Below are 21,597 nucleotides of genomic sequence, written 5' to 3' on the forward strand. Positions count from 1 at the left end.
CCCCCATTTTTTATTTATTATATTCGATGACTTTTCCCGGATTCAGGATCAGTTTATCATCGAAAGCCAGCTTGATGGCTTTATAAAGAGCGATCATTCTCGGTCCCGCAAATTCTTCCAGGAATTCCAGACGTCCGTTTCCGATGCCATGCTCACCGGAAAGCTGTCCGCCCAGTTCCTTGGACAGTGCATAAAGCTCTACCAGACTTGCGTGAGTGGCTTCCTTCCACTCCTGGTCACTCATTTCCGGTCCACGGAGCATCTCTGTATGGATGTTTCCGTCTCCGCAATGTCCGCAGGGCTCTACACGAATGCCATGTGCACTTGCGATCTTTTTGGCTGCTTTTACATACTCTGCGATCCTTGCACGCGGAACAACCACGTCACACTCCTCCTGTGCGACAGAATCTGCTTTCATTCCTTCCAGGATCCCGCCCCGGACACTCCATACAGCTCCGGCACGCTCCGGTGTGCCTGCGATACAACAGTCCAGGGCTCCGTTTGCCAGGGCTGCTTCCGCTGCTGCCTCTACTGCGCTGTCAAGTTCCTGTTTACTGGAAGCATCATACATAACGATCAGCACTGCTTCTCCCTGTTTTACTGGGAACATTTTGTTTAGATTGCGTTCTACGATATCGATCAGTTCTCTTTCCAGAAACTCGATGGCTGTTGGCACAAACGGCAGCTCCAGAACCTTCGGGACCATGTCTGCACATTCCTCAAGACTCCTGAACGGCATTACAAGGGTACAGGTGCAGGTCGGTGCGGGAAGAAGCTTCAGCGTTACCTGAGTCAGAATACATAAGGTTCCCTCCGAGCCGATCACCAGATCTTTTACATCATATCCCGTTGTGTTCTTCACAACGTTGGATGAAAAATTCATGATGGAACCATCCGGCATAACTGCCTCGATACAACGGACGAAATCCCTGGTCAGTCCATATCGTACCGCTTTCATGCCACCGGCATTTGTGATAACATTGCCGCCAATGGAAGCTGTTTTTTCGCCCGGGTCCGGCGGATAAAAAAGTCCGCCTGCCGCTGCTGCCGCCTGGATATCGATGAGAAGTGCTCCCGGCTCCGCTGTGATGGTCTGGTTCTTTCTGTCGATCGGAAAGATCTTGTTCATGCGCATCACAGAAAGCATGATTCCACCATATTTACAGGTTGCTCCGCCTGCAAGTCCGGTTCCTGCGCCACGGCATACCACCGGGATATTTTCTTTATATGCGTAAGCCATGATGGCTGAGATCTCTTCTTTATTTAAAACCTCCACATAAAGCTCCGGAGGAAAAACTCCGTACTCCGGCATCTCATCACGATAATATTCTTTTGCGATCTCATCGCCGACCCATACACGATCTGAAGCAGTCACAGAACGGATGTAGTCAAAATCTTCTGAAGTCATTTTTTTATAGGGATATGCCATGACTTAATCCTCCTTCCGATTCTTTATCAGCTCTGTCAGCTCCGGTACAACCTGATACAGATCATCCACGATGCAGTAATCTGCAACATTAAAGATCTGTGCCTCCGGATCATTGTTGATCGCTACGATACAGTCAGATCCTGTCATGCAGGAGGTAAACTGGATAGCACCGGATACGCCGCAGGTGATGATCAGCTTCGGACGGACAGTTCTTCCGGAAAGTCCGATCTGATGTGCAACATCTCCGAATCCGTTTTCTACCATAGGACGGGTGAAGGCAAGCTGTCCGCCAAGGGCATCTGCCAGTTCCCGGCACATTTCCACATCCTTTTCATTCCGGACACCACGGCCTGCTACTACCAGAACATCCTCTTCCTCAAGGCTCTTTACCTTATCAATGACCCTGGATGACAGAATCTTGATCCTGGAATCTGCCATTTTTTCGTTTACCGGACATACAACCACCTGACCATGCGGATTTTTTACTTTTTCTGCCTTGTCCATAACCTTATAACGGACCGTGGCAAACTGTGGCCGTGATTTGGTGATGCCGATCTGAGCCATGATATTTCCGCCGAAAGCCGGTCTGATCTGGATCATATCGGTGTTGGAACGGATATCCAGAGTTGTGCAGTCTGCAGTCAGTCCCGTATGGAATCTGGTGGAAAGCCTCGGTGCAAGGGAACGCCCCAGCGCAGTAGCTCCGATCAGCACAGAACTTGGTTTGTTTGCTGCGATACAGTCTGCAACTGCGTCTGTATAACAGTCTGCGCGGAAGCCTTCGAAGCCTTCATGCTCATATACGTACACATTGTCTACGCCATACGGCAGAAGCTTTTCCGCATTTTCCTTTGTTCCTTTTCCTCCGACGATCACACAGTTAACCTGATAACCGACTTTGACAGCCATCTTTCTTGCTTCTCCGATCAGCTCAAAGGTAACCGGATGGATCTCTCCTCTCTCCTGCTCCACATAGATAAGAAAGTTTTTCCATTTATCCTTGTCAAAGGATTTCGCCTTCTGCTCAAACCGGATGGCTTTCTCCGGGCAGTTACGAACGCAAAGCCCACACATACGACAGGCATCGCCTACAACAATTCCATTTCCCTCTATGGTGAGAGCTCCAAAAGGACATTTCTCCACGCATACTCCGCAGAGTACGCATTTGTTTATATCAAATTTTAAAAATTCCATGTTCCGCTTCCCCCTATATGATCTTCTTTCCGGTTAGGAGAGCAACAAGCTTGTCTGCTTTTTCCTTTGCAGTTCCTTCCAGATAAACCTGTTTTTCGCTTTCCTCCGGCGCAAACATTTTTTCTACAGAGGTGGGGGAACCGATCAGTCCGTAACGGCTCAGATCCTGATCCGGCATATCTTCAAAGCTTAAGATCCGTACCGGACGGTCTGCAGTTGCCTTCTTTAATAAATAGGATGGCAGACGTGGCACGCAGGTATCCTTATCAATAGTCAGCAGACATGGATACGGAATCTCGGAAACCTGGGAAACACTGACAAGATCCTGACGGACCTGAATGCTTTTTTCATTAACGTCCATGATCTCAGCTACCCATGCAGCATGTGGGATGGTCAGATGCTCTGCAATGGCCGGACCAACCTGGGCTGTGTCACCATCTGTGGTCTGTCTTCCGCAGATGATCAGATCTGCACCGCCGATCACCTGGATTCCCTGTGCTAACGCATAAGAGGTTGCCAGAACATCCGCTCCCGCAAATTTTCGGTCTGAAAGAATCACGCCCTCATCAGCACCCATGGTATAAGCATCCCGGATCATCTCTTCCGCCTGAGGCGGTCCCATAGTAAGAACGGTTACAGTTCCGCCTGTTTTTTCCCGGATCGCAAGGGCTGTTTCCAGTGCAAACAGATCATATGGATTAGTCCTTGTCTCACCGGACATTCGTTTCATGGCACCGGTTTCCGGATCGATATCAACCTTGGAAGTTGCCGGTACCTGCTTCATACATACAACGATCTTCATTTTCTATCTTCTTTCCTGTATTTTCGCTTTTATTTTTTGCTTTAAAACGTTAAACAACTGTATAAGTATAGCATTAACGTGATGTAAAGTCGAGAGGGTTTTGGTAAATTCTGCACAAAAAAGCATTGAAAAAACTTTTAAGCATGCTATAATTACTCTCCGTTATCAAATAAAGCAGACATATGAATCTTTACAATATCACATCGATCAAGGAGCATATATGTAATGGAAGACATCCGTGCAATCTACAGAATTTTCAACAATCTAAAATATGAAATGGAAAATAATGGATGGGTCTATCAGTGGCATTTAGGCGATGAACCTATAAAAGTAACTCATAAATTTAACCCTCCTGTAACACCTGAAGAATTTCAGCTGTTTGAAAAATATTTTCCCAATATGAAACTTCCTGCCTCATACAAAGCTTTTTTATCCTGCTCAAATGGCATGGAACTTTTTTGCGGAGAGGAAGGCAGTTCTTTAGTCAGCTGTACCATTTATTCTTTAAAAAGAGCGCTCAAAGAAAAGGAATCTTGGAATAGTACGCCTATTTTATCTGATCCGGAGTTTACATATCATCTTCCTGTTCTTTGCTTACAGGACATCGGCGATATAACCATGGATCTTCAGGCTGTATCAGAAGGCAGAGACGATTACCTATGCTATCCAGCTCCAGATACTGATCGTTTTAATATCCCTTTTAATGAATGGCTGGAAAGATATATCGTATGCCAGGGGCATGAATTCTGGTATTTCCTGAATCCATAAAACAGAAATTTTATGAATATTTTTCGTAAAAATACCCCGGAAACCTTACGGTTCCGGGGTATCTTACGTTTGGACACAATGTACCTTGCGGTACTCAATATATATTAAATTAGGATATTATACTAATTAACGATTACTCGATAACTGTAGCAACACGTCCTGATCCTACAATACGTCCACCCTCGCGATACTTTAATCCCGTTTCACCTCATATTTTTTATGATTTTCTCTCCAAAATACAGTGAAAAACGGCTGATTTACACCATGTATTTTTATTCGCCTGATTTCTTGGCACCGTTTTGGCACCGGAAAATACTCAAAAAATTTTCTTCTACAGTTGCTGGATTCTGCTCTGCCAATTTTATATTGCACCGACAATTTCAGGCGGTTATAATCAGAACATGGGTGCTACCATAACGGTAGGCGGTTAGTCCTTCAACAGAGGGTTGCAGAGTGCCAGTGGCACTCGTTTTGCAACGACCGAAGTGAAACGGAGACCTGTGACCCTCTGATTACATAGAAACCCGAAAGGGAATCCACTGGAAAGGAGGGCTAAGCCAATGAGTATTGTTGACTTCATAGCAGTAGTGAGCTTCGGCTTAACCTGCTTTAGTATCGGATATATATTAGGCAAAGATAATCATAAACCACAAAAATAACCGCCCTGGTCTGGTAAACTAAGCGGTTATCTTTGATAGATATTCTAAATAGTAAAACGGACTAACCGTCTATCGGTAGCACTCTTTTTCTATAATCATATTATCACGCATCTGTGAAAATGTCAAAAAGTTCTTTTTCCATAGTATGTAATACGAATTTGAAAATACTTATAAGCCGAAAAAATACACCAGTACCAGCTTGATCACAGCAGCTCCACCAAAAGCAACAACTGCTGTTACAACTAATTGCATAGGTTTTGGGAAATTTTCGAACACAAAAACTTTCCTACTCTTGCTCCGCACCTTGCTTAAAGATCCTGTCGTAAATGCTGCCATCATTATGACTGACACAGATACCAAGGTCTCACAATAGCCGGCAAGCTTTCCTAACACATCATTATACATATATGCACCTGTTTCATGCAGAATCCAGTATAGAACCAATGCACAAACTCCCATGACACTTTGGAGCTTCATTTCCTTAAAAATCTTCTCTTTCTCTGTAGTTGCATAATCTGACATTGTTTTAGCAATTTTTCTTTCTTCTTCGTTCATCATCTCGCTTTTCCTTTCTCCACTGATAATCTCAGGAATGCTGATATCATAATAATCTGCAATATCCACAAGAATACTGATATCCGGCATATTGTTTCCAGTTTCCCTTAGTTAAAGATATGAACCCTCTTTATCAGTCTACTTTTCCAATAAATCGGTAATATATCTCTATTTCCTGTATTCTTTCGTTCTCCTCATTCGTTGTTGCTTCGTGAATAAGGATTTTTTCTATCATTGCATTTAATAACGGTGCTGTCAGTTCCTTTGGTACGGAATACTCCTTGATTAACTCAATCCACCTTTCAGCACCTATCATATCCTGTTCCATTTTACTTAATTCTTCTCTTAGGTTGGTTATCTGCTGTTCCAGTTCTATCTGTTCTTTCTGATATTTCCCCGACAGCATGATGAAGTTTCGTTCCGTTATCTTCTCACAGGCTCTATCTTCGTACATTTTCGCAAACAAGCGGTCAATCTCATTTTGTCGGTTCTCGGCTTTCTTCAAGGCACTTGCCTTTTTCTTCTTTTCCCGTATTCGCTCTGCATTGCCAGCCTTTTGTATCTTATTCAACACCTTTTCTTCGTCCTGCTGTACTGCCTTAGCCCAATACTGCAATCGTTCCAATACGGCTTGATACAACACATCATAACGGATATAGTGCATAGAACAAGTACCTTTGCCAAACTGCCCGTAGTAACTGCAAGCATAATAACTGTATGGCGTTTTATTTGCCTTATTTGTCGCAAACCGCATAGACCAGCCACAATCCGCACACTTGACAAGCCCTGCAAATATCGGCGTTGCTTTTTCCTTTGTCTGTCTACGCCTTGATTTTATCTGTTCCTGCACACGATAGAACACTTCCTTGTCAATAATCGGTTCATGGGTATTTTCTACTCGAAACCATTCACTTTCGGGCTTACGCACTTTTTTCTTGCTCTTGAATGAAACTGTTGATTGTCGATTATGAACGCTGTTTCCGATATAGACTTCACTTTTTAAGATTGCCTTGACATGAGCAATCGTCCACTCATAACGCTTGCTTTCGGGCTTTCCCTCAAAGATGTGTGCAAAAGTACCGTACCTTGTGAAATTCAGCCAAGACGCTGTCGGAACTTTTTCTTCTCGCAGTACCTTTGTGATTTTTGCACTACCGTAACCTTGATAGGCTAGGGAGAAGATTTTTTCAACAATCCATTTTGTTTCCTCATCAACCAGCAGTTTTCCTTTGATGTCGGGGTGTTTCTTATATCCTAACGGAGCATAAGCCCCATAATACGCACCCTCTGCAAATTTTGTCTTAAATGCCGATTTCACTTTACGGCTTGTATCTCTTGCCACCCATTCATTAATGATATTTTTAAATGGTGCAATCTCACTTTCGCCTTTTTCGCTGTCTACACCGTCGTCAATCGCTATGTAACGGACATTATGGCTGGGAAAATACAATTCTGTATATTGTCCTGTCATAATATAATTTCTGCCAAGTCGGGAAAGGTCTTTCGTTACAACACAGTTGATTTTTCCTGCCTCTATATCTTCAATCATTCTCTGGAAACTCGGTCTTTCAAAATTTGTTCCCGACCAGCCGTCATCAATATATTCATCAATCACATTCAAATGATGTTCTTTTGCATATAGACGCAACATACTTCTTTGTGTGGTAATGCTGGAACTTTCGCCCTGTAATTCATCATCTCGGCTTAACCTAAGATAAAGTGCAGTATTGTAAATCTGTTGTTTCATTGTCAGTTATCCTCCTTTATAACTAACCCGTGTTTACAATACCTGCTTGCAAGTAAAGTATAACACGGGTACTTTTTGTCATTCAATCTATTTCTTACAACTGCACCGATTTTATGCGATTGTCTGCTTTGCTTTTTCCAGCATAACATCTGTCAGAAGTTCTCCCATTGTCTTTCCCTTTTCGGAAAAATGCTCTTTTATAACAATCTTTGTTTTTCCTCTGTTGCCAATGCCACGCTTATTATTTGTCTTTTCCTGCCTTGTTTTTACAATATCAGCAATAACACATACCCCCTTTCTGTAAAAATCTTTTCTAAGCAATTCAACGGCTTTTGTCATAGCCCACAGGAGTTCCACCTCTGCATAGTTCTTATGTAGCCGTACCCATTGCGTGCGCCGCTCTGAACGCTCAAGCTGTGGCTGTACGGGAGTATCATTATCAGACAGGACAGGTCATGGCGATAAAAGAGAACAAATCTTTTACAGGAACACAAATAAGTTGTCGCTCGCTTTTGCAGGGGAAAGGTCATGGCGTATCTGTTTCAACGGCTCGCTGTCTGTCAAACGTATTGAACTGCTTTATTCAGTTGTCAAAGAACATGAAAGAAGAAAATCGTCTTTCCTATATACCGCGTTGGAAAAGAGCAGAAGCGTAACCAATCTTCAAAACTTTTCTCTTTTCCTGCACCATATAGGGAAAGAAAGTGTCATTCTGCTAAGTTGGTGATGAAAAAATCTGATTTTCTTTTCACACCCTAACTACCCATGCAACACTATTACTACCAACTATGGAATGAAAGATTTTCTTTGCTCCATATAGGGAATGGAAACTACGGATTGTTAAGTTGAAATTGAAAATCGTTTCTTCTTTCACATCATATAGGGACAGCAACCACCGATTTAATGACCTGTTTTCAAAAAAAGTCAGATTTCCTTTCCTTGCACCATATCTGTACGCAAGTAACCGTTTTGTTGCAGATTTTTTGAAGAAATTAAAAAATACCGTCATTCCCTTGTGGAACAGCGGTATCTTTCTCAATCATATCTGCTATGTCTGTTGTCATTTGTTTAATTTTTAATTCCTGCTTTTCTGTTAGTCTTGTATGTCTGTCGATTTCTTCCAGATAATTTGCTCCTGTTTTCTTTTCAATCTCTTTTATCATCAATAAAGAGGGCATGACCTGTCTTTCTAACCAGCGTTTTGTTTTCTCCATATTGACAGCAACAGGCGTCATAATAAACGGAAGTGAGGTCGTTACATTATCTAAAAATATATCCCATAAAATATAATCGGGAAAATCTATCTGTGTGAGGATAAGGCTTGCTATGGTCTGTTCGGGATTTCTTGTAAAAACAAGTTGTTCTATCGTTTGTTCTGCTTTTCCATTTTTTAAACGAATTTCAAAGCGGTTCTTAATGTTTGTTTTTATACCTTTGCTTTTTTGTTCCTTTTCTTTTTCATACAGGCAAAAGTAGATGGAACTATTCTTTGAACCGATATAAAAGGTTTTTGCAGTATCTCCATGTGTACCCGATAATTTCCCGCTGTCTACTGCTTCATGGGTTCTTGAACGTTTCCATACCTTGTTGGCATAATAGCGTTCCCTTAGAATTTCTATATCCAGCAGTCCGCCCATATCATTGACCGCTAAATCTATGCGTTTAAAAACACCTTGATAATCTATACAACATCTTAAAAAGTAATACCAGTCTATCCCTCTTGCCTGTAAAACATATTCCAAGTTCCGACACCCCATACCTCTTAATTCCAATAAAACACCCATAGAACTATCTTTAGAAGCATTTACACTAATATCCCCATAGACATACTGTTCTTCATAGCCATACATTCCGTAATCTTCATGGATAAAATATTCGCTCTTCATTGCCAGTACATTTTTTATAATTTCCAATGCGTCTGTGGTGAGAAAACGAACACGCAGGTAGTCAATCGTTAAAGTGAAAGGCTGAGTACAATTACAATAATCAAGATAATGTAGAAGTATATGTTTCATTTCTTTACTGGCTTTTGTTTTTCCGTTTTCAATTTCATTTAAGTTCTGCCTGCTGATTTGCAATTCCTGTGCCAGTCGTGATTGCGAATAATCACAGTCTTTTCTCTTTTGCTTTAATGTTTCAATAAATTTCATATCATTCATGCTTTATTCCTCCAATCAAAAAAGGCATATACTCATAGAAGCATACGCCTTGTATCTTATCATTATTTGCTATTGATATGCTGTTTTAGACCTGTCGGATCGAAAAAATAGGATGTGAAGTGAAATAAGTTCTTATAACCTTGTAAATCGTTGCATATCAGCAGTTTTGTATTTGTTTTTGCTCTTGTCTTTTGTAATAGTACCCCCCTGTTAGATAACGAGGGCTTAATCTTCGCTCGCCACAGGCTCGCTCACAGACGAAGTGAACCAGCCACTTGCAAGACATGGCAGAAAAATCTGAAAGATTTCCCTGCCACCGTGTCTGGATCACTCCGTCTTTAAAGTGGTAATATTATTAAACTAATTCTGAACAATTTCCTTATTATTTTTCTTTGCGTTTATATTCTAAAGGAATTTTTCTTTTTCTCATTTGATTTTCAAATAAAGAAAATTCTAAATTATCATAAAATGTAAAAATTCTTTTCCCCTCAATATATATTTTTAAAGAACCTTTCTTAGTATAAACTCCTTTGGTAATATCATTAAAATTATATGTCCTAGTAATCCCATAAAATGAACGGTATTTGATTATATCACCATCTACAATTACTCTCCAGATTGCACTATCTAATGTTAAAATAGCAAAAAATATGACAAAGACAGAAACTGATATTACTTCCGATATATCAAATTCAGTAAAAAACACCGTATAAAAAAGGCAAAATGAAAATAAAAACATACCTAACGAAAAAAAGGGAAAGAACATATTATCATTTTGTATAACATAGCTTTTTTCATCTTTATTTCCGTCTTCATTTTTCCGTTTTCTCTTTTCTAAGATACATAGTATTCCCCAGACAAATATCCAAGGCAGTATCATGAGTAATAATGTGTTTTCTAATATCTTTTCCATATATCTCTCCACGTTTTCCAAAATTGATAAATATATTATAGCACTTACCTCATTTCAGTTCATTACTTTTCTGCTATCTGTCAGAATATTTTTTATCCCATGCCTTATCAAGAGTGCAAGCATTGCTTACGCAACAAGCTCTTGACAATTCATGCTCTAAAAAATGATAGATAATCAAGCAGAAAAAAGAACAAATTATGCTGTGTTACAGCAACAAAAAGACATCTCATATCTTGTATGAAATACCTTTTTTCTTTTTTATGCGATTTTTCTTTATCGTATCAAGGTTCTTTCAATCGTAGTAAATTAGTGGTAAATTTCTTTTGTATTTTCATTCCTATTACTTAAAGTACTTGTGTTTATGCAGATAATCAGATTTTTAATCTTTTTTAACGACAAAAACATACCCAGGAGGACTTTTACATGACCCAAGTACATTTTACACTGAAAAGCGAAGAGATTCAAAGCATTATTGAATATTCTGTAAAGGATGACGTTTCTAAAAATATTTTAACAACGGTATTTAATCAACTAATGGAAAATCAACGAACAGAATATATTCAAGCAAAAGAATATGAACGAACAGAAAACCGACAAAGTCAACGAAATGGCTATTATGAGCGCAGCTTTACGACACGTGTAGGCACGCTAGAATTAAAAGTACCCAGAACACGTGATGGCCATTTTTCACCCACAGTGTTTGAACGTTATCAACGAAACGAAAAAGCCCTCATGGCTTCAATGTTGGAAATGTATGTATCAGGCGTTTCAACTCGTAAAGTATCAAAAATTGTGGAAGAACTTTGTGGTAAATCCGTCTCTAAGTCCTTCGTTTCTAGCTTAACAGAACAGCTAGAACCTATGGTTAACGAGTGGCAGAATCGTTTATTATCAGAAAAAAATTATCCTTACTTAATGACCGATGTACTCTATATAAAAGTACGAGAAGAAAATCGAGTACTCTCAAAAAGCTGTCATATAGCGATTGGAATAACCAAAGATGGCGACCGTGAAATTATCGGCTTCATGATTCAAAGTGGCGAAAGCGAAGAGACCTGGACAACATTTTTTGAATACCTAAAAGAACGCGGTTTACAAGGTACGGAACTCGTTATTTCTGATGCGCACAAAGGATTAGTCTCTGCCATTAGAAAATCCTTCACCAACGTAAGTTGGCAAAGATGCCAAGTTCACTTCCTAAGAAATATCTTTACCACCATTCCTAAAAAAAATTCAAAATCTTTCAGAGAAGCTGTTAAAGGAATTTTTAAGTTCACAGATATTAACTTAGCGCGTGAGGCTAAAAATCGATTGATTCATGATTATATCGATCAACCAAAATATTCAAAAGCTTGCGCATCATTGGATGATGGATTCGAAGACGCCTTTCAATATACCGTACAAGGAAATTCCCACAATCGACTAAAGAGTACCAATCTAATTGAACGACTGAATCAAGAAGTACGCAGAAGAGAAAAGATTATTCGCATCTTCCCCAATCAAACATCAGCCAATCGCTTAATTGGAGCCGTTCTTATGGACCTACATGATGAATGGATTTATTCTTCAAGAAAATACATCAATTTTGATAAGTAGAAATGGTAAAAACATTGTATAGCATTTTACACAGGAGTCTGGACTTGACTCACTTCCTTTATTATTTTTCATTTTTTTAAACTATTTAATACTAATGTCTTTTATAATAGCTTTTCATATATTATATAATCAATCTTTATAAGTCCTTTTATAAATTTCTTTTCTACCATTTTCGATAAATTCCTGTTTAATATTTTTAATTCCATAAACAATAGTTTCAATAGGATAATATTCTTCAACTATATCTTGATATTCTTTTGCTTTCTCAATATCTATATTTCCATACATTCTTAATATATCTTCTCCAAAATTTGTTCCTATTTCTTCTTCACTATCTTCAAGTAAGTATATAAAATCACAATATTCATCTATAATTCCAGAATCTCCAAAATCAATTATTCCAGTTAATCTATTATTGCCATCTAACAATAGATGATTACAACTAAAATCATTATGGCATAAACACTTTTTACCCTCAAAAACTGTTGTTGCATTTAGTCTTTCCATAAAACTTTCTATATAATCTTTTTCTATATCAGTTAAATCATTATAAATAGTTTCACGCAACAATATATACTCTTCTAATACATTTTGTTTATTATCAATAGTACATTCACTAATATCTGTATAATCTAAACCGTGCATTTGTCTTAAAAAACTGGCAATATCTCGTTTTAACAAATTTTGTTCTTCTTCTGACATAGTAGAATAAATTTCTGGTGTTAAAAAAGTTCCTTTAATTTCTTTATAACCTAGTATAGATAATTCATCACTAATATACGAATATTCAATATTAGGAATTTTTACATTAGTTTCTAAATTTGTATTTAAAAAATTATATATTGCTTTTTCTTTTGCATAACCTTTTTTCTTATTAGTACTAAATTTTGTTTTAAAAATGTATTCATTATTAACTAAATATGCCACACTATCATAACCACTACCGATTATTTCAATACTATCTACTTTGAAATTATCAAAGTAATGCTCAATTAAATATTTCATTGCCTTAACATTTGTGGCATTATCATCATATCTATATTCCATTAAATAACAATCTTCTTTTTTGCCCTCGTGTAATTCATGTTCTGGCAAATCTTCAATAATTCTAAAACCAGATTTTTGGTATGCCCTTATTGCTCTTGGATTATTTTTATGAGGGTCTAAAATAACTGCATTAGCATTTCTTTCTTTTTTCAAAAATTCAAAAATCAATTTAATATATCTTGTACCAATTCCTTTACTCCAATAATTTGGCTCTCCTATAAATTGATCCATACCATAGACTATCTCATCAGTTTTTGGATAATGATAATCAGTATATAACTCATCATACATTTTATATATTTGTCCATATCCAATAGGAACATTGTTATATTCAATAATTACTCTAAAAACTTCATCTTCCCAAGGCTCTGTATAATGTTTTTTTAATGATTCTAATGTATATTTTTTATCTCTACCACCATAAAATTCTAATACTCTTTCATCAGTTAACCATTTTAACATCAAAGGAAAATCATCATCTATTAAAGTTCTTATACATATTTCATTTTCAACTATATTCATTTATTTATCACCTTTTTCATAATCATATACATATACTATTTCATCTTTATAATCATTTTTACCACCTAATTTTTCATATACATGGCAAGCTCTAGGATTACCTTTATCAGTTATTAAAAACATTTCAGAACAACCAATCTCTTTAGAATATTCCTTAATAAAAGATAATAATTTTGAACCATAACCTTTGTCTTGATAGTTAGGTAACATTCCTATTGAGTGTAAATAAAACATTGTTTTTCCATCAGGTCTTAAAAGTGTATAGCAATATGCAAATCCTATAATTTTATTATTTTCTTTAGCTATAAACCCAAATGAACTGGTATCATTAAGAAATCCTTTTAAATTATCAATATCAAAAACCATATTATCATCAATAAACAATAGTTTCAATAGGATAATATTCTTCAACTATATCTTGATATTCTTTTGCTTTCTCAATATCTATATTTCCATACATTCTTAATATATCTTCTCCAAAATTTGTTCCTATTTCTTCTTCACTATCTTCAAGTAAGTATATAAAATCACAATATTCATCTATAATTCCAGAATCTCCAAAATCAATTATTCCAGTTAATCTATTATTGCCATCTAACAATAGATGATTACAACTAAAATCATTATGGCATAAACACTTTTTACCCTCAAAAACTGTTGTTGCATTTAGTCTTTCCATAAAACTTTCTATATAATCTTTTTCTATATCAGTTAAATCATTATAAATAGTTTCACGCAACAATATATACTCTTCTAATACATTTTGTTTATTATCAATAGTACATTCACTAATATCTGTATAATCTAAACCGTGCATTTGTCTTAAAAAACTGGCAATATCTCGTTTTAACAAATTTTGTTCTTCTTCTGACATAGTAGAATAAATTTCTGGTGTTAAAAAAGTTCCTTTAATTTCTTTATAACCTAGTATAGATAATTCATCACTAATATACGAATATTCAATATTAGGAATTTTTACATTAGTTTCTAAATTTGTATTTAAAAAAGTCAAAAAAATTTTAAAAAACTATTGACATCTAATAGCCAGTCACTTCTACAACCTAGAATTGTTCTATTATTTATTCTCTTTCAATTTCTATACTTAAAGATTTTCCAGATTTATCGCTTTGAAAATTTTCATAATACCAAAAATAGAAAGGCTTTTCACAAAGTTCAAAATAAATAATTTCATCGGGTTTTTTATTTTCTATTTTTGCATTGTAAATATCTTCATCATGTACAAATCCATATAAAAAGCGACTATTGTCTGGACTGATATTTAAATCTTGTAAGCTATCACTTAATGCTAACTGTGATTTTAGTAACGACATCGTATCTTTGTCATACGGGCGGTCTTTCTTTATAACCTCATGTACACTTGTAATATAAGCATATCTCTTTTTACCATCTATTTCCTTAATTTTGAATTTTGAAAATGTCAAACTTGACTCTATATCGTTTTTTTCTGATATATACAAAACACTTTTATAGTTTTCGTTTTCAAACTCCTTTATAATCTTATCAATATGTGCTTTATATTCTTCGCCTTGTTCAAACTCAATAGAGGCACTTAACAGAGCATCCTGTATTGAGTTTGCATAATTTTCATCAGAAAGTAAACTTTCTTTTGAGTTTAAATCTTCTATTGGATAATATTTTGTTATTTCTGCCGGAACATATTTATCGTTTATTTCTGTTCTTTGTATTAAACTATTTCCACCTGTTATTTGACCTAAATATCCAAGCCCTAGAAAAACACTAAACACAAAAATAATTATTCCCAATATTATCCAAATTACCTTCTTTTGTTTAGTCATAAGATTAAGCCCTCTCAATTTATTGATTGTTAAATACAAATTTATATGTTTCTCTGTATTCACATTATACCATTTTCCACTACCTGCTACAATACTTCAAAATCTTAAGACTACTTTTTTCTGCTTTTGAAAAGCTACTTTACCGTCCATAATTTGTAAAGGGTGCTAAGCATTGCTTACGCAACAAGCCCTTGACAAATCATATCCCAATAAGTTTAGAGTAATCAAGCAGAAATAAAATAGCCTGTTGTTTTAAGCCAATGAAAAAGAGATACCAACACATTTATGTAGTATCGCTAACTTAATAGCATTATTCTTTTATTCGCAAGCAGGTAAACACAGGTTATTCCTTAATATCCTTTTGTTTGGGAAACTCCGGTTTCCCATCTGGATACGGTCCTTCCAGAGACATTTAATATTTCTGCCAACTGCTCCTGTGTAATGCCTTTTTCTTTGCGAAGTTTTTTTAAAAAATTCCCGATTTTTACTTGGTCCACCTCAACTCCTCCTTTCATCATCAAATATAGAATCTGTTATCTGCAAATAACACGACACAAAGCGAGAAATGTCGTATTTTCACTAATAGACACAGTTGTCTATGCGTTTTTCATTTTTTCAATTATACAAACTGGAATTTGACTTGCCTATTTTCTTAAAATCTCATGTGGAGCTTCTATTTCATTTGCCAAGGTATGCTCTGTTAATTCTGACATCAATTTCAATTTTTTATTAATCAATGGTCGCATACAATTAGGAACATGTTCCTGATGCGCTCTGTGGATTGCTACACATTCCTTACAGTTTCCGTGATAACGACAGGCTTTCAGGCAAGGACAGTGATCTTTGTCTTTATACTCCTTACGAAATTCCGCTGCAAATTCTTCTTGCAGTCTCAGCCCCTCGACACAGTTTCCCTTATGAAATTCTACCATTGCATCCAGTTCTTTCTGGTTCCCTTCAATCTTCATGTTATTATAGCGCCTCCATTTCAACTATTCCTCATTTTCTGATAAATTCCGATTTATCTCTTACATTTTATCATATTCTATCCCATAACTCTATTCTTAGATTGCCAAAGAGCAGCCTTCCGACTGCCCTTTCTGCTCACATATACACGCTCTCTTTCAACACAATTTCCTCCGCACATGCCTTTATATTATTTATCAATCCAACCCATTTCATCAGATCCTGCATTTTCAGTTGTTCCGTCACACCTTGTTTTTCCTCAATCTGCTTTACCAAGGTTTCCACCTGCTCTCTGGCCTCCTGATCGACTCGGTTCAGATGTGCCGTCAGCTCCCCAGGCAAGTCTTTCGTGAATACTTCCTGTTGGTATTTGCTCCATTTGTCGCTTTTCTTCTAATGCCTTCTGCTCCTGTATATCCTGTTGTACCGCATCATCTACAGCATTTTCTCCAAGAACACGCACTACCCGGTCATATCTATCAGAAACATCCTGCAATTGTTGTTTTTCATCAAATAACTGCTCTTTTTCTTCACGCACTGTATCTAACTCTCTTTGTATTTGGTTATATGCTTGCTTTGTTTTCTGATATTTGTGTTTCCATTTTTCTACTTCTTCGGCAAGTTCTTTAACCTGTGCAGCCATCGCAGCAATTTTATTTTTCACCTGAGTAAACAGTGGTTTTATTTTCTTATCCCGGTAAGTTGTTGCACGTTCCAATGCACCAGCTTCTGGAAGTAGAGTTTTCACTGTTCCATATTCCTTTATTTCTTTGCTGACATTATCCATTACCGGCTGTAACCGTTCTCTGCGTTCTTCCAGGCTATGCAGATCTTTCTCGGCTTTTTCCGCACGCTTCTCAGCTTCCTCTTTATCTTTAACTGCCTGCTCCTTGTCATCTTTTAAAAGCTGGATATTGTGGAAACTATCCGTCTGAAACTACAATATCATCGTGATCCAGAACGTGCTGAACAGATCAAACAGATCAAAGGCTGGTAAAAAAATTACTCCTGTGAATAGCAAACATTCGCAGGAGTTTCTTTTTGGCACCGTTTTGGCACCGCAAGCCTTATTTTTCAATTTTAAATTTATCCGTATTTCATCTTGCTGATAAATATTTCACTGTTTCTAATCTGATAAATTTACGAACAATTCTTTTCTTAGAGTACAGAAAAGCCCCGGAAACCTTACGGTTCCGGGGTATCTTACGTTTGGACACAATGTACCTTGCGGTACTCAATATATATTAAATTAGGATGTTATACTAATTAACGATTACTCGATGATTGTAGCAACACGTCCTGATCCTACAGTACGTCCACCTTCACGATATCAGACCAATGTATTGCGGTGTGCAAATGGTGATTTTTCGTGTGATTTGTGTGGGAAAATCCGGATTTTCCGATGTGTCCGTATAGTTTTGGGCGATTTTGTTATCATGATGTTATCACGCTATTTACTATCCGAAAAAGAATGCATCGCCTTATCAAACTCTGTAAGTTTGAGATCATCAGTTTCAATCTCAATGTCCATTATTTTTTTCATCAATGCAAAAAAGGTTCGATTATTTCTCGACCTAAGCTTAATAGTCTCTATGGCAAGACCCATATCTCGCAGAGTTATAATTCTATATAATTCCTTGCAAAAATTAGAAACATTTAACAGATCATCAAATTTCATTATTGCAGATATTCTATTCGAAGAATGCGTGTAATAATTTCGATCATGCACTATATCATCTATAAGTTTTTCTTTTTTCTCTACAAATTTCTTTTTAGATATTTCTTCAAAAAGATTATAACCTTTGTGCAAATAATCCTTCACTGCTTTTCTAAAAGATATACCCGAATATCCCAAGCCTTTTTCAACTAACTCTTTTTCTTCTTTACTTTCAAGTTTACTAATCAATTCATTCTTTTTTTCCTCAAATTCTTTGATTTCTTTTTCTTCATCTGCGTATGCTTGAGTGTATCCTTCAATCAATTGCATTGCAGCTAAATATTTATTTGTTGTAACAATTTTCACCTCCTCATCCAACAAAATTCTTCCGTATGCTTGTTGTGCATTATATATCTTTTCGTAATTAGAAAACCAATATCTTAATGCTTGTTCTAAATTTTGAAAATCAGTTATTTTATATAAGGAGCTTCTTTTAAAAGATGTATAATCTATTGTATCATTTTTCAATATATTTAATTTTTCTTTTGGAAAATTACAGATTCCCATAACTTCTACCAACTTATCACAATCCACACAATTCAAAGCATTAATTGTAACACTTTCTCCTGCCAATACCGAAAAAAAGTCTGTTATTATATACAAATTTTCCCTTATATTTTCTATGTCTATGGCTGAATTAAATTTCCATGTAATACGATGTGCAAATCCAATGGACAACGCTTCTTTACTATATTGATATTTCGGATAAACGCCAAATATCAATTCTCCATTTTCCAATTGGACACTTCTATTTTCCACATTGATTGGTATATCAATTTTACGGCAAAATATAATATCTTCATAATTTTTATTTACATCGTACGGACATAAACCTATCAATTCATTTCCTTCCGTTATTTCAAAATATATCTCTTGAAATTTAGAAGTATTAGCATAAGCCATTTTTCCTTTTAACAATATATCCGCCTGCAATTCAAGTTTAAAACAATTGTTAACTCCTCCAGAAGCCGATTTAAAATTTAACCCAATTGCAGTTATCTTCTCTTCATTTTCTAGTTTAATTACCAAATACTCAATCTTTTCTTGCGCCATATTCACAATTTTTCTTGAAACTCTATAAAGCGTAATTATCCCTTGATAATATTTATTAATATGTATTTCCGCTCTATTATTTAATTTTAATCCATCTATGCTTTCAAGTTTTCCGGAAAATGCTCCACCGGCTTCTATACTCATGTTTTTCCTCCTACTTATTCTTCAAAATCTCTTTATAAATAAATAAGACATACATCAAATTTACAACATCTTTTGTCAATTCAATATATGCCTTATTTTAATTTTAAGCATAGGCTAATTTTTTATTATCTTGACTATGCTTTCCTCTTTTTTGTATCCGAGATCGTTTTTCTATCTCTTCTTTTGTCATTCCACTAGCACCTTTAAGTAATGCTTTTTCCAACCTACTATTAATGCTCAAATTTCTTTCCTGTTTTCTACGGATAATTCCATAACACCCAACTGGTGAAATAAAAATTTCTTTAGGTGCATCCCCAGAAATAATGTCTTTTAATGATCTAAATTCACATTTTTCTGGCTGTTCAGTACAATTAAGCTTCATCGCTCCAACATCAATAATTCCTTTACTGAAATCATATAAAATAGCATTTTGATACTCATTAATCATCGATTCATCAATATATTTTTTCTTTTCTTTATAGATGCTCTCTGTTAATTCATATGAAACTAATCTTTTTCCGATCCATTGCACCACTGGAACGGCCCACGAATTACCTATAGCTTGATATCTATTCGTTCGTTTTGCGCCTTTAATATTAGTATACTCATCCGGGAAGCCCATTAACCTCTCACATTCAAGTGGCGAAAGTCTTCTTATTTTTTCGTCCTGAACAACAAACAATGATCCATTATATGCTGCTGCATTACCATTCCACTTTGTTCCATAAGCTGAATATAGGCAATCTGAATATTCTCGAAACACTTCAAAAGAATGTCCTTCTTTTTCAAATGTTAAATCTCCTGTTGGATACTCTACAAACTCACCCTTATGCAGTTCAAATAAAATCTCCTCTGGGTGAAAGTCTTTTCCTCCAGCCAAAACATATAGTCTTCGTCTTTGCTGTGGCAAGCCAAAATACTTAGCATCTAAAACTCTCCAAGCAACATTTCTTTTTTCCCCTTCTAATATTCCTGCATTAGGCCATTTCTTCATTTCAACTGCTTTATCTAAACCGGCTAATGATGAAATCAAACATCCAAATGCATTTGTTTTATCCGTAAGAACTCCTTCAACATTTTCCCAAAATACGATACTTGGATTTTGCTTTCTCTCTTTTCTAACTTTATCATTTGCTTCTATTATATCAACAAACTTTAATGTCAGATTTCCTCTTTCATCATTCAACCCTCTTTTTCCACCTGCCAATGAAAATGCTTGGCAAGGTGTTCCTCCACATATAAGGTCTGGTGCACATATATTTTCGTTTATCAATTCTTCCGGAATGTTATTCATATCCCCCAGATTTATTATCTGTGGAAATTTTTCATTTAATACTCTTGATGGGAATGGTGCAATTTCTGAAAACCATTTAAAATCTAACCCTAGTGGCTTCCAAGCAACGGAAGCTGCTTCTATTCCTGAACATATACTTCCAACTGTTTTTATCATTGCGCCCTCTCCTTTCCTAAATTTGAATATACAAAAACCTACATATGCTAGCACGCTTTCATCATACCAAACATACGTTCGTTTTTCAATATATTTTATTCTTTTTCTTTCAAATATTTGTTAAATTGATTTTTCCATTCTATTAAATCATACCAACAGCAACCGATACAACCATTCTCATCAGCTTTTGATGATCCTCTCCACTGTTCATCGCCTTCATAAAACCATTTTATCCCAAAAAAGTCTCCTCTTATTCCTTCCGATACACATTTTTTACAATATCTTTCTTTTTGAAGATTTGTCTGGTTTGTCAATAATTGAAACTTTTTCTTTATTTCTTCTTCTGACATATTTGTTTCATTCACGGTTTCTCCATTTACCCAACGTGAAGAAGGGAATTTATGATCTATAACCAATTCTGAAGCAGTCTGTGGTGAATCAAAACAAGCATCTTTTAATGGTAAAACGTTTTTTATTTTATTCTGAAGGCTTGTAGAAATAGAAACTCTTTTTTCATTATCCGCTGCTTTTCGAGGAAGTCTAATTAATAAATCATAAAATTCCTTTTTCCCACACGTCGGACAATCTTTTTTCATAGTCGCAATATAGTACCCACTTTCGCGCAGTTTTTTTATTCTTGCTGCAGGTTGTGGATTTGCTTGTGGTACCGGACCACATTTTCTACACTGCCATTTAGTCATAACATCATTCCCATTTAGTGCATCAAAAACAGCTTGCGTATCAAAAGCCTGTCTATTTTCCCAATAATGCCGTTGTTCATTTTGCCATACATCATTTCTTCCTGGATCCAATTCCGTGTAACATTGTAATACCCACTCTTTTACATCTTCATATGTACGTGGTATATCTGTCCCCTGATATTTTGATTTTATAGGCACGCATCCATTCCAAGTTTTTGCATGGTATCTAAATGTTACTCCTAAATAATAATCTTGCATTCCATGAATTTGAAATAACTCACCAGTGCGTACATTTGCATTTATCTTTTTATTTTCAAAATCATATGACATTTTCTTTCCCTTCTTTTCTGCATAGATA

Annotated in this window: 19 protein-coding genes and 2 pseudogenes; 2 read left to right on the forward strand and 19 right to left on the reverse strand. The window is 36.1% G+C overall.

The features are described from left to right. Positions 1–10: 10 nt before the first annotated feature. Genes CCC70_RS07650 through CCC70_RS07660 form a run of 3 tightly spaced genes read right to left on the reverse strand, consistent with a single transcriptional unit; the run spans position 11 to position 3,425 of the window. On the reverse strand, positions 11–1,429 hold the full coding sequence (locus CCC70_RS07650) for an FAD-binding oxidoreductase (RefSeq protein ID WP_021976221.1): 1,419 nt from the start codon (positions 1,427–1,429) through the stop codon (positions 11–13). Positions 1,430–1,432: 3 nt separating this feature from the next. Then, positions 1,433–2,623 (reverse strand): electron transfer flavoprotein subunit alpha, encoded by a 1,191-nt coding sequence (locus CCC70_RS07655; RefSeq protein ID WP_092072303.1) that lies wholly within the window; start codon positions 2,621–2,623, stop codon positions 1,433–1,435. A gap of 13 nt (positions 2,624–2,636) precedes the next feature. Beyond that, positions 2,637–3,425, reverse strand: coding sequence for an electron transfer flavoprotein subunit beta/FixA family protein (locus tag CCC70_RS07660; RefSeq protein ID WP_021976223.1), 789 nt, complete (start codon positions 3,423–3,425; stop codon positions 2,637–2,639). Between the two features lie 225 nt (positions 3,426–3,650). On the opposite strand from CCC70_RS07660, the gene CCC70_RS07665 reads away from it, so the two are divergent. Beyond that, positions 3,651–4,193 (forward strand): SMI1/KNR4 family protein, encoded by a 543-nt coding sequence (locus CCC70_RS07665; protein WP_015526348.1) that lies wholly within the window; start codon positions 3,651–3,653, stop codon positions 4,191–4,193. Positions 4,194–5,020: 827 nt separating this feature from the next. On the opposite strand, the gene CCC70_RS07670 is transcribed toward CCC70_RS07665, so the two are convergent. The 5 genes from CCC70_RS07670 to CCC70_RS07690 form a co-directional block, all read right to left on the reverse strand. Continuing rightward, the gene (locus tag CCC70_RS07670; protein WP_173905390.1) at positions 5,021–5,497 is read right to left on the reverse strand and encodes an XRE family transcriptional regulator; all 477 of its coding nucleotides are present in this window, start codon (positions 5,495–5,497) and stop codon (positions 5,021–5,023) included. A gap of 43 nt (positions 5,498–5,540) precedes the next feature. After that, positions 5,541–7,154 carry a recombinase family protein gene (locus CCC70_RS07675; protein ID WP_009273379.1) on the reverse strand — a complete coding sequence of 538 codons (1,614 nt, stop codon included), beginning with the start codon at positions 7,152–7,154 and terminating at the stop codon, positions 5,541–5,543. A 111-nt stretch (positions 7,155–7,265) separates the two neighbouring features. Then, positions 7,266–7,493, reverse strand: a complete 228-nt coding sequence (locus tag CCC70_RS07680) for a hypothetical protein (protein ID WP_009273378.1) — start codon at positions 7,491–7,493, stop codon at positions 7,266–7,268. Positions 7,494–8,146: 653 nt separating this feature from the next. After that, a complete protein-coding gene (locus CCC70_RS07685; RefSeq protein WP_009273376.1) occupies positions 8,147–9,313 on the reverse strand; it encodes an XRE family transcriptional regulator in 1,167 nt (388 codons plus the stop codon). Positions 9,314–9,695: 382 nt separating this feature from the next. Then, complete coding sequence (locus tag CCC70_RS07690; RefSeq protein WP_004613336.1) at positions 9,696–10,226, reverse strand: DUF6560 family protein; 531 nt, start codon at positions 10,224–10,226, stop codon at positions 9,696–9,698. Between the two features lie 423 nt (positions 10,227–10,649). On the opposite strand from CCC70_RS07690, the gene CCC70_RS07695 reads away from it, so the two are divergent. Further along, entirely contained in the window at positions 10,650–11,822 is a 1,173-nt protein-coding gene (locus CCC70_RS07695; RefSeq protein ID WP_000195429.1) for an IS256-like element IS256 family transposase, read from the forward strand. A 129-nt stretch (positions 11,823–11,951) separates the two neighbouring features. Here the strand turns inward: CCC70_RS07695 and CCC70_RS07700 are convergent, their stop codons facing one another. The 11 genes and pseudogenes from CCC70_RS07700 to CCC70_RS07750 all read right to left on the reverse strand — a co-directional run bounded on the left by CCC70_RS07700 (position 11,952) and on the right by CCC70_RS07750 (position 21,569). Beyond that, complete coding sequence (locus tag CCC70_RS07700) at positions 11,952–13,391, reverse strand: bifunctional aminoglycoside N-acetyltransferase AAC(6')-Ie/aminoglycoside O-phosphotransferase APH(2'')-Ia (RefSeq protein WP_001028144.1); 1,440 nt, start codon at positions 13,389–13,391, stop codon at positions 11,952–11,954. Beyond that, positions 13,392–13,757 carry a GNAT family N-acetyltransferase gene (locus CCC70_RS07705; protein ID WP_002303448.1) on the reverse strand — a complete coding sequence of 122 codons (366 nt, stop codon included), beginning with the start codon at positions 13,755–13,757 and terminating at the stop codon, positions 13,392–13,394. It abuts the gene before it with no gap. 10 nt (positions 13,758–13,767) lie between these two features. Continuing rightward, a pseudogene (locus CCC70_RS07710) lies at positions 13,768–14,412 on the reverse strand (aminoglycoside phosphotransferase family protein); the annotation flags it as partial. A 58-nt stretch (positions 14,413–14,470) separates the two neighbouring features. Next, positions 14,471–15,208, reverse strand: a complete 738-nt coding sequence (locus tag CCC70_RS07715; RefSeq protein ID WP_021388247.1) for a hypothetical protein — start codon at positions 15,206–15,208, stop codon at positions 14,471–14,473. Positions 15,209–15,582: 374 nt separating this feature from the next. Beyond that, positions 15,583–15,705, reverse strand: a pseudogene (locus tag CCC70_RS07720) (helix-turn-helix transcriptional regulator); the annotation flags it as partial. A gap of 147 nt (positions 15,706–15,852) precedes the next feature. Continuing rightward, positions 15,853–16,176 (reverse strand): LPS biosynthesis protein, encoded by a 324-nt coding sequence (locus CCC70_RS07725; protein WP_287084595.1) that lies wholly within the window; start codon positions 16,174–16,176, stop codon positions 15,853–15,855. 136 nt (positions 16,177–16,312) lie between these two features. Continuing rightward, positions 16,313–16,459 (reverse strand): TnpV protein, encoded by a 147-nt coding sequence (locus tag CCC70_RS07730; RefSeq protein ID WP_330577149.1) that lies wholly within the window; start codon positions 16,457–16,459, stop codon positions 16,313–16,315. Next, a complete protein-coding gene (locus CCC70_RS07735; RefSeq protein ID WP_287084596.1) occupies positions 16,434–16,961 on the reverse strand; it encodes a hypothetical protein in 528 nt (175 codons plus the stop codon). The genes CCC70_RS07730 and CCC70_RS07735 overlap by 26 nt, the downstream gene beginning before the upstream one ends. A gap of 663 nt (positions 16,962–17,624) precedes the next feature. Then, positions 17,625–19,088, reverse strand: a complete 1,464-nt coding sequence (locus CCC70_RS07740) for a HEPN domain-containing protein (RefSeq protein ID WP_215706684.1) — start codon at positions 19,086–19,088, stop codon at positions 17,625–17,627. A gap of 103 nt (positions 19,089–19,191) precedes the next feature. After that, positions 19,192–20,538 carry a DNA cytosine methyltransferase gene (locus CCC70_RS07745; protein WP_118236022.1) on the reverse strand — a complete coding sequence of 449 codons (1,347 nt, stop codon included), beginning with the start codon at positions 20,536–20,538 and terminating at the stop codon, positions 19,192–19,194. Between the two features lie 95 nt (positions 20,539–20,633). Continuing rightward, on the reverse strand, positions 20,634–21,569 hold the full coding sequence (locus CCC70_RS07750; protein ID WP_287084599.1) for a hypothetical protein: 936 nt from the start codon (positions 21,567–21,569) through the stop codon (positions 20,634–20,636). Between the last annotated feature and the right edge of the window lie 28 nt (positions 21,570–21,597).

Source organism: Blautia sp. LMAG:89, assembly GCF_008679485.1.
In the GTDB taxonomy this organism is placed as follows: Bacteria; Bacillota; Clostridia; order Lachnospirales; family Lachnospiraceae; genus Blautia_A; species Blautia_A fusiformis.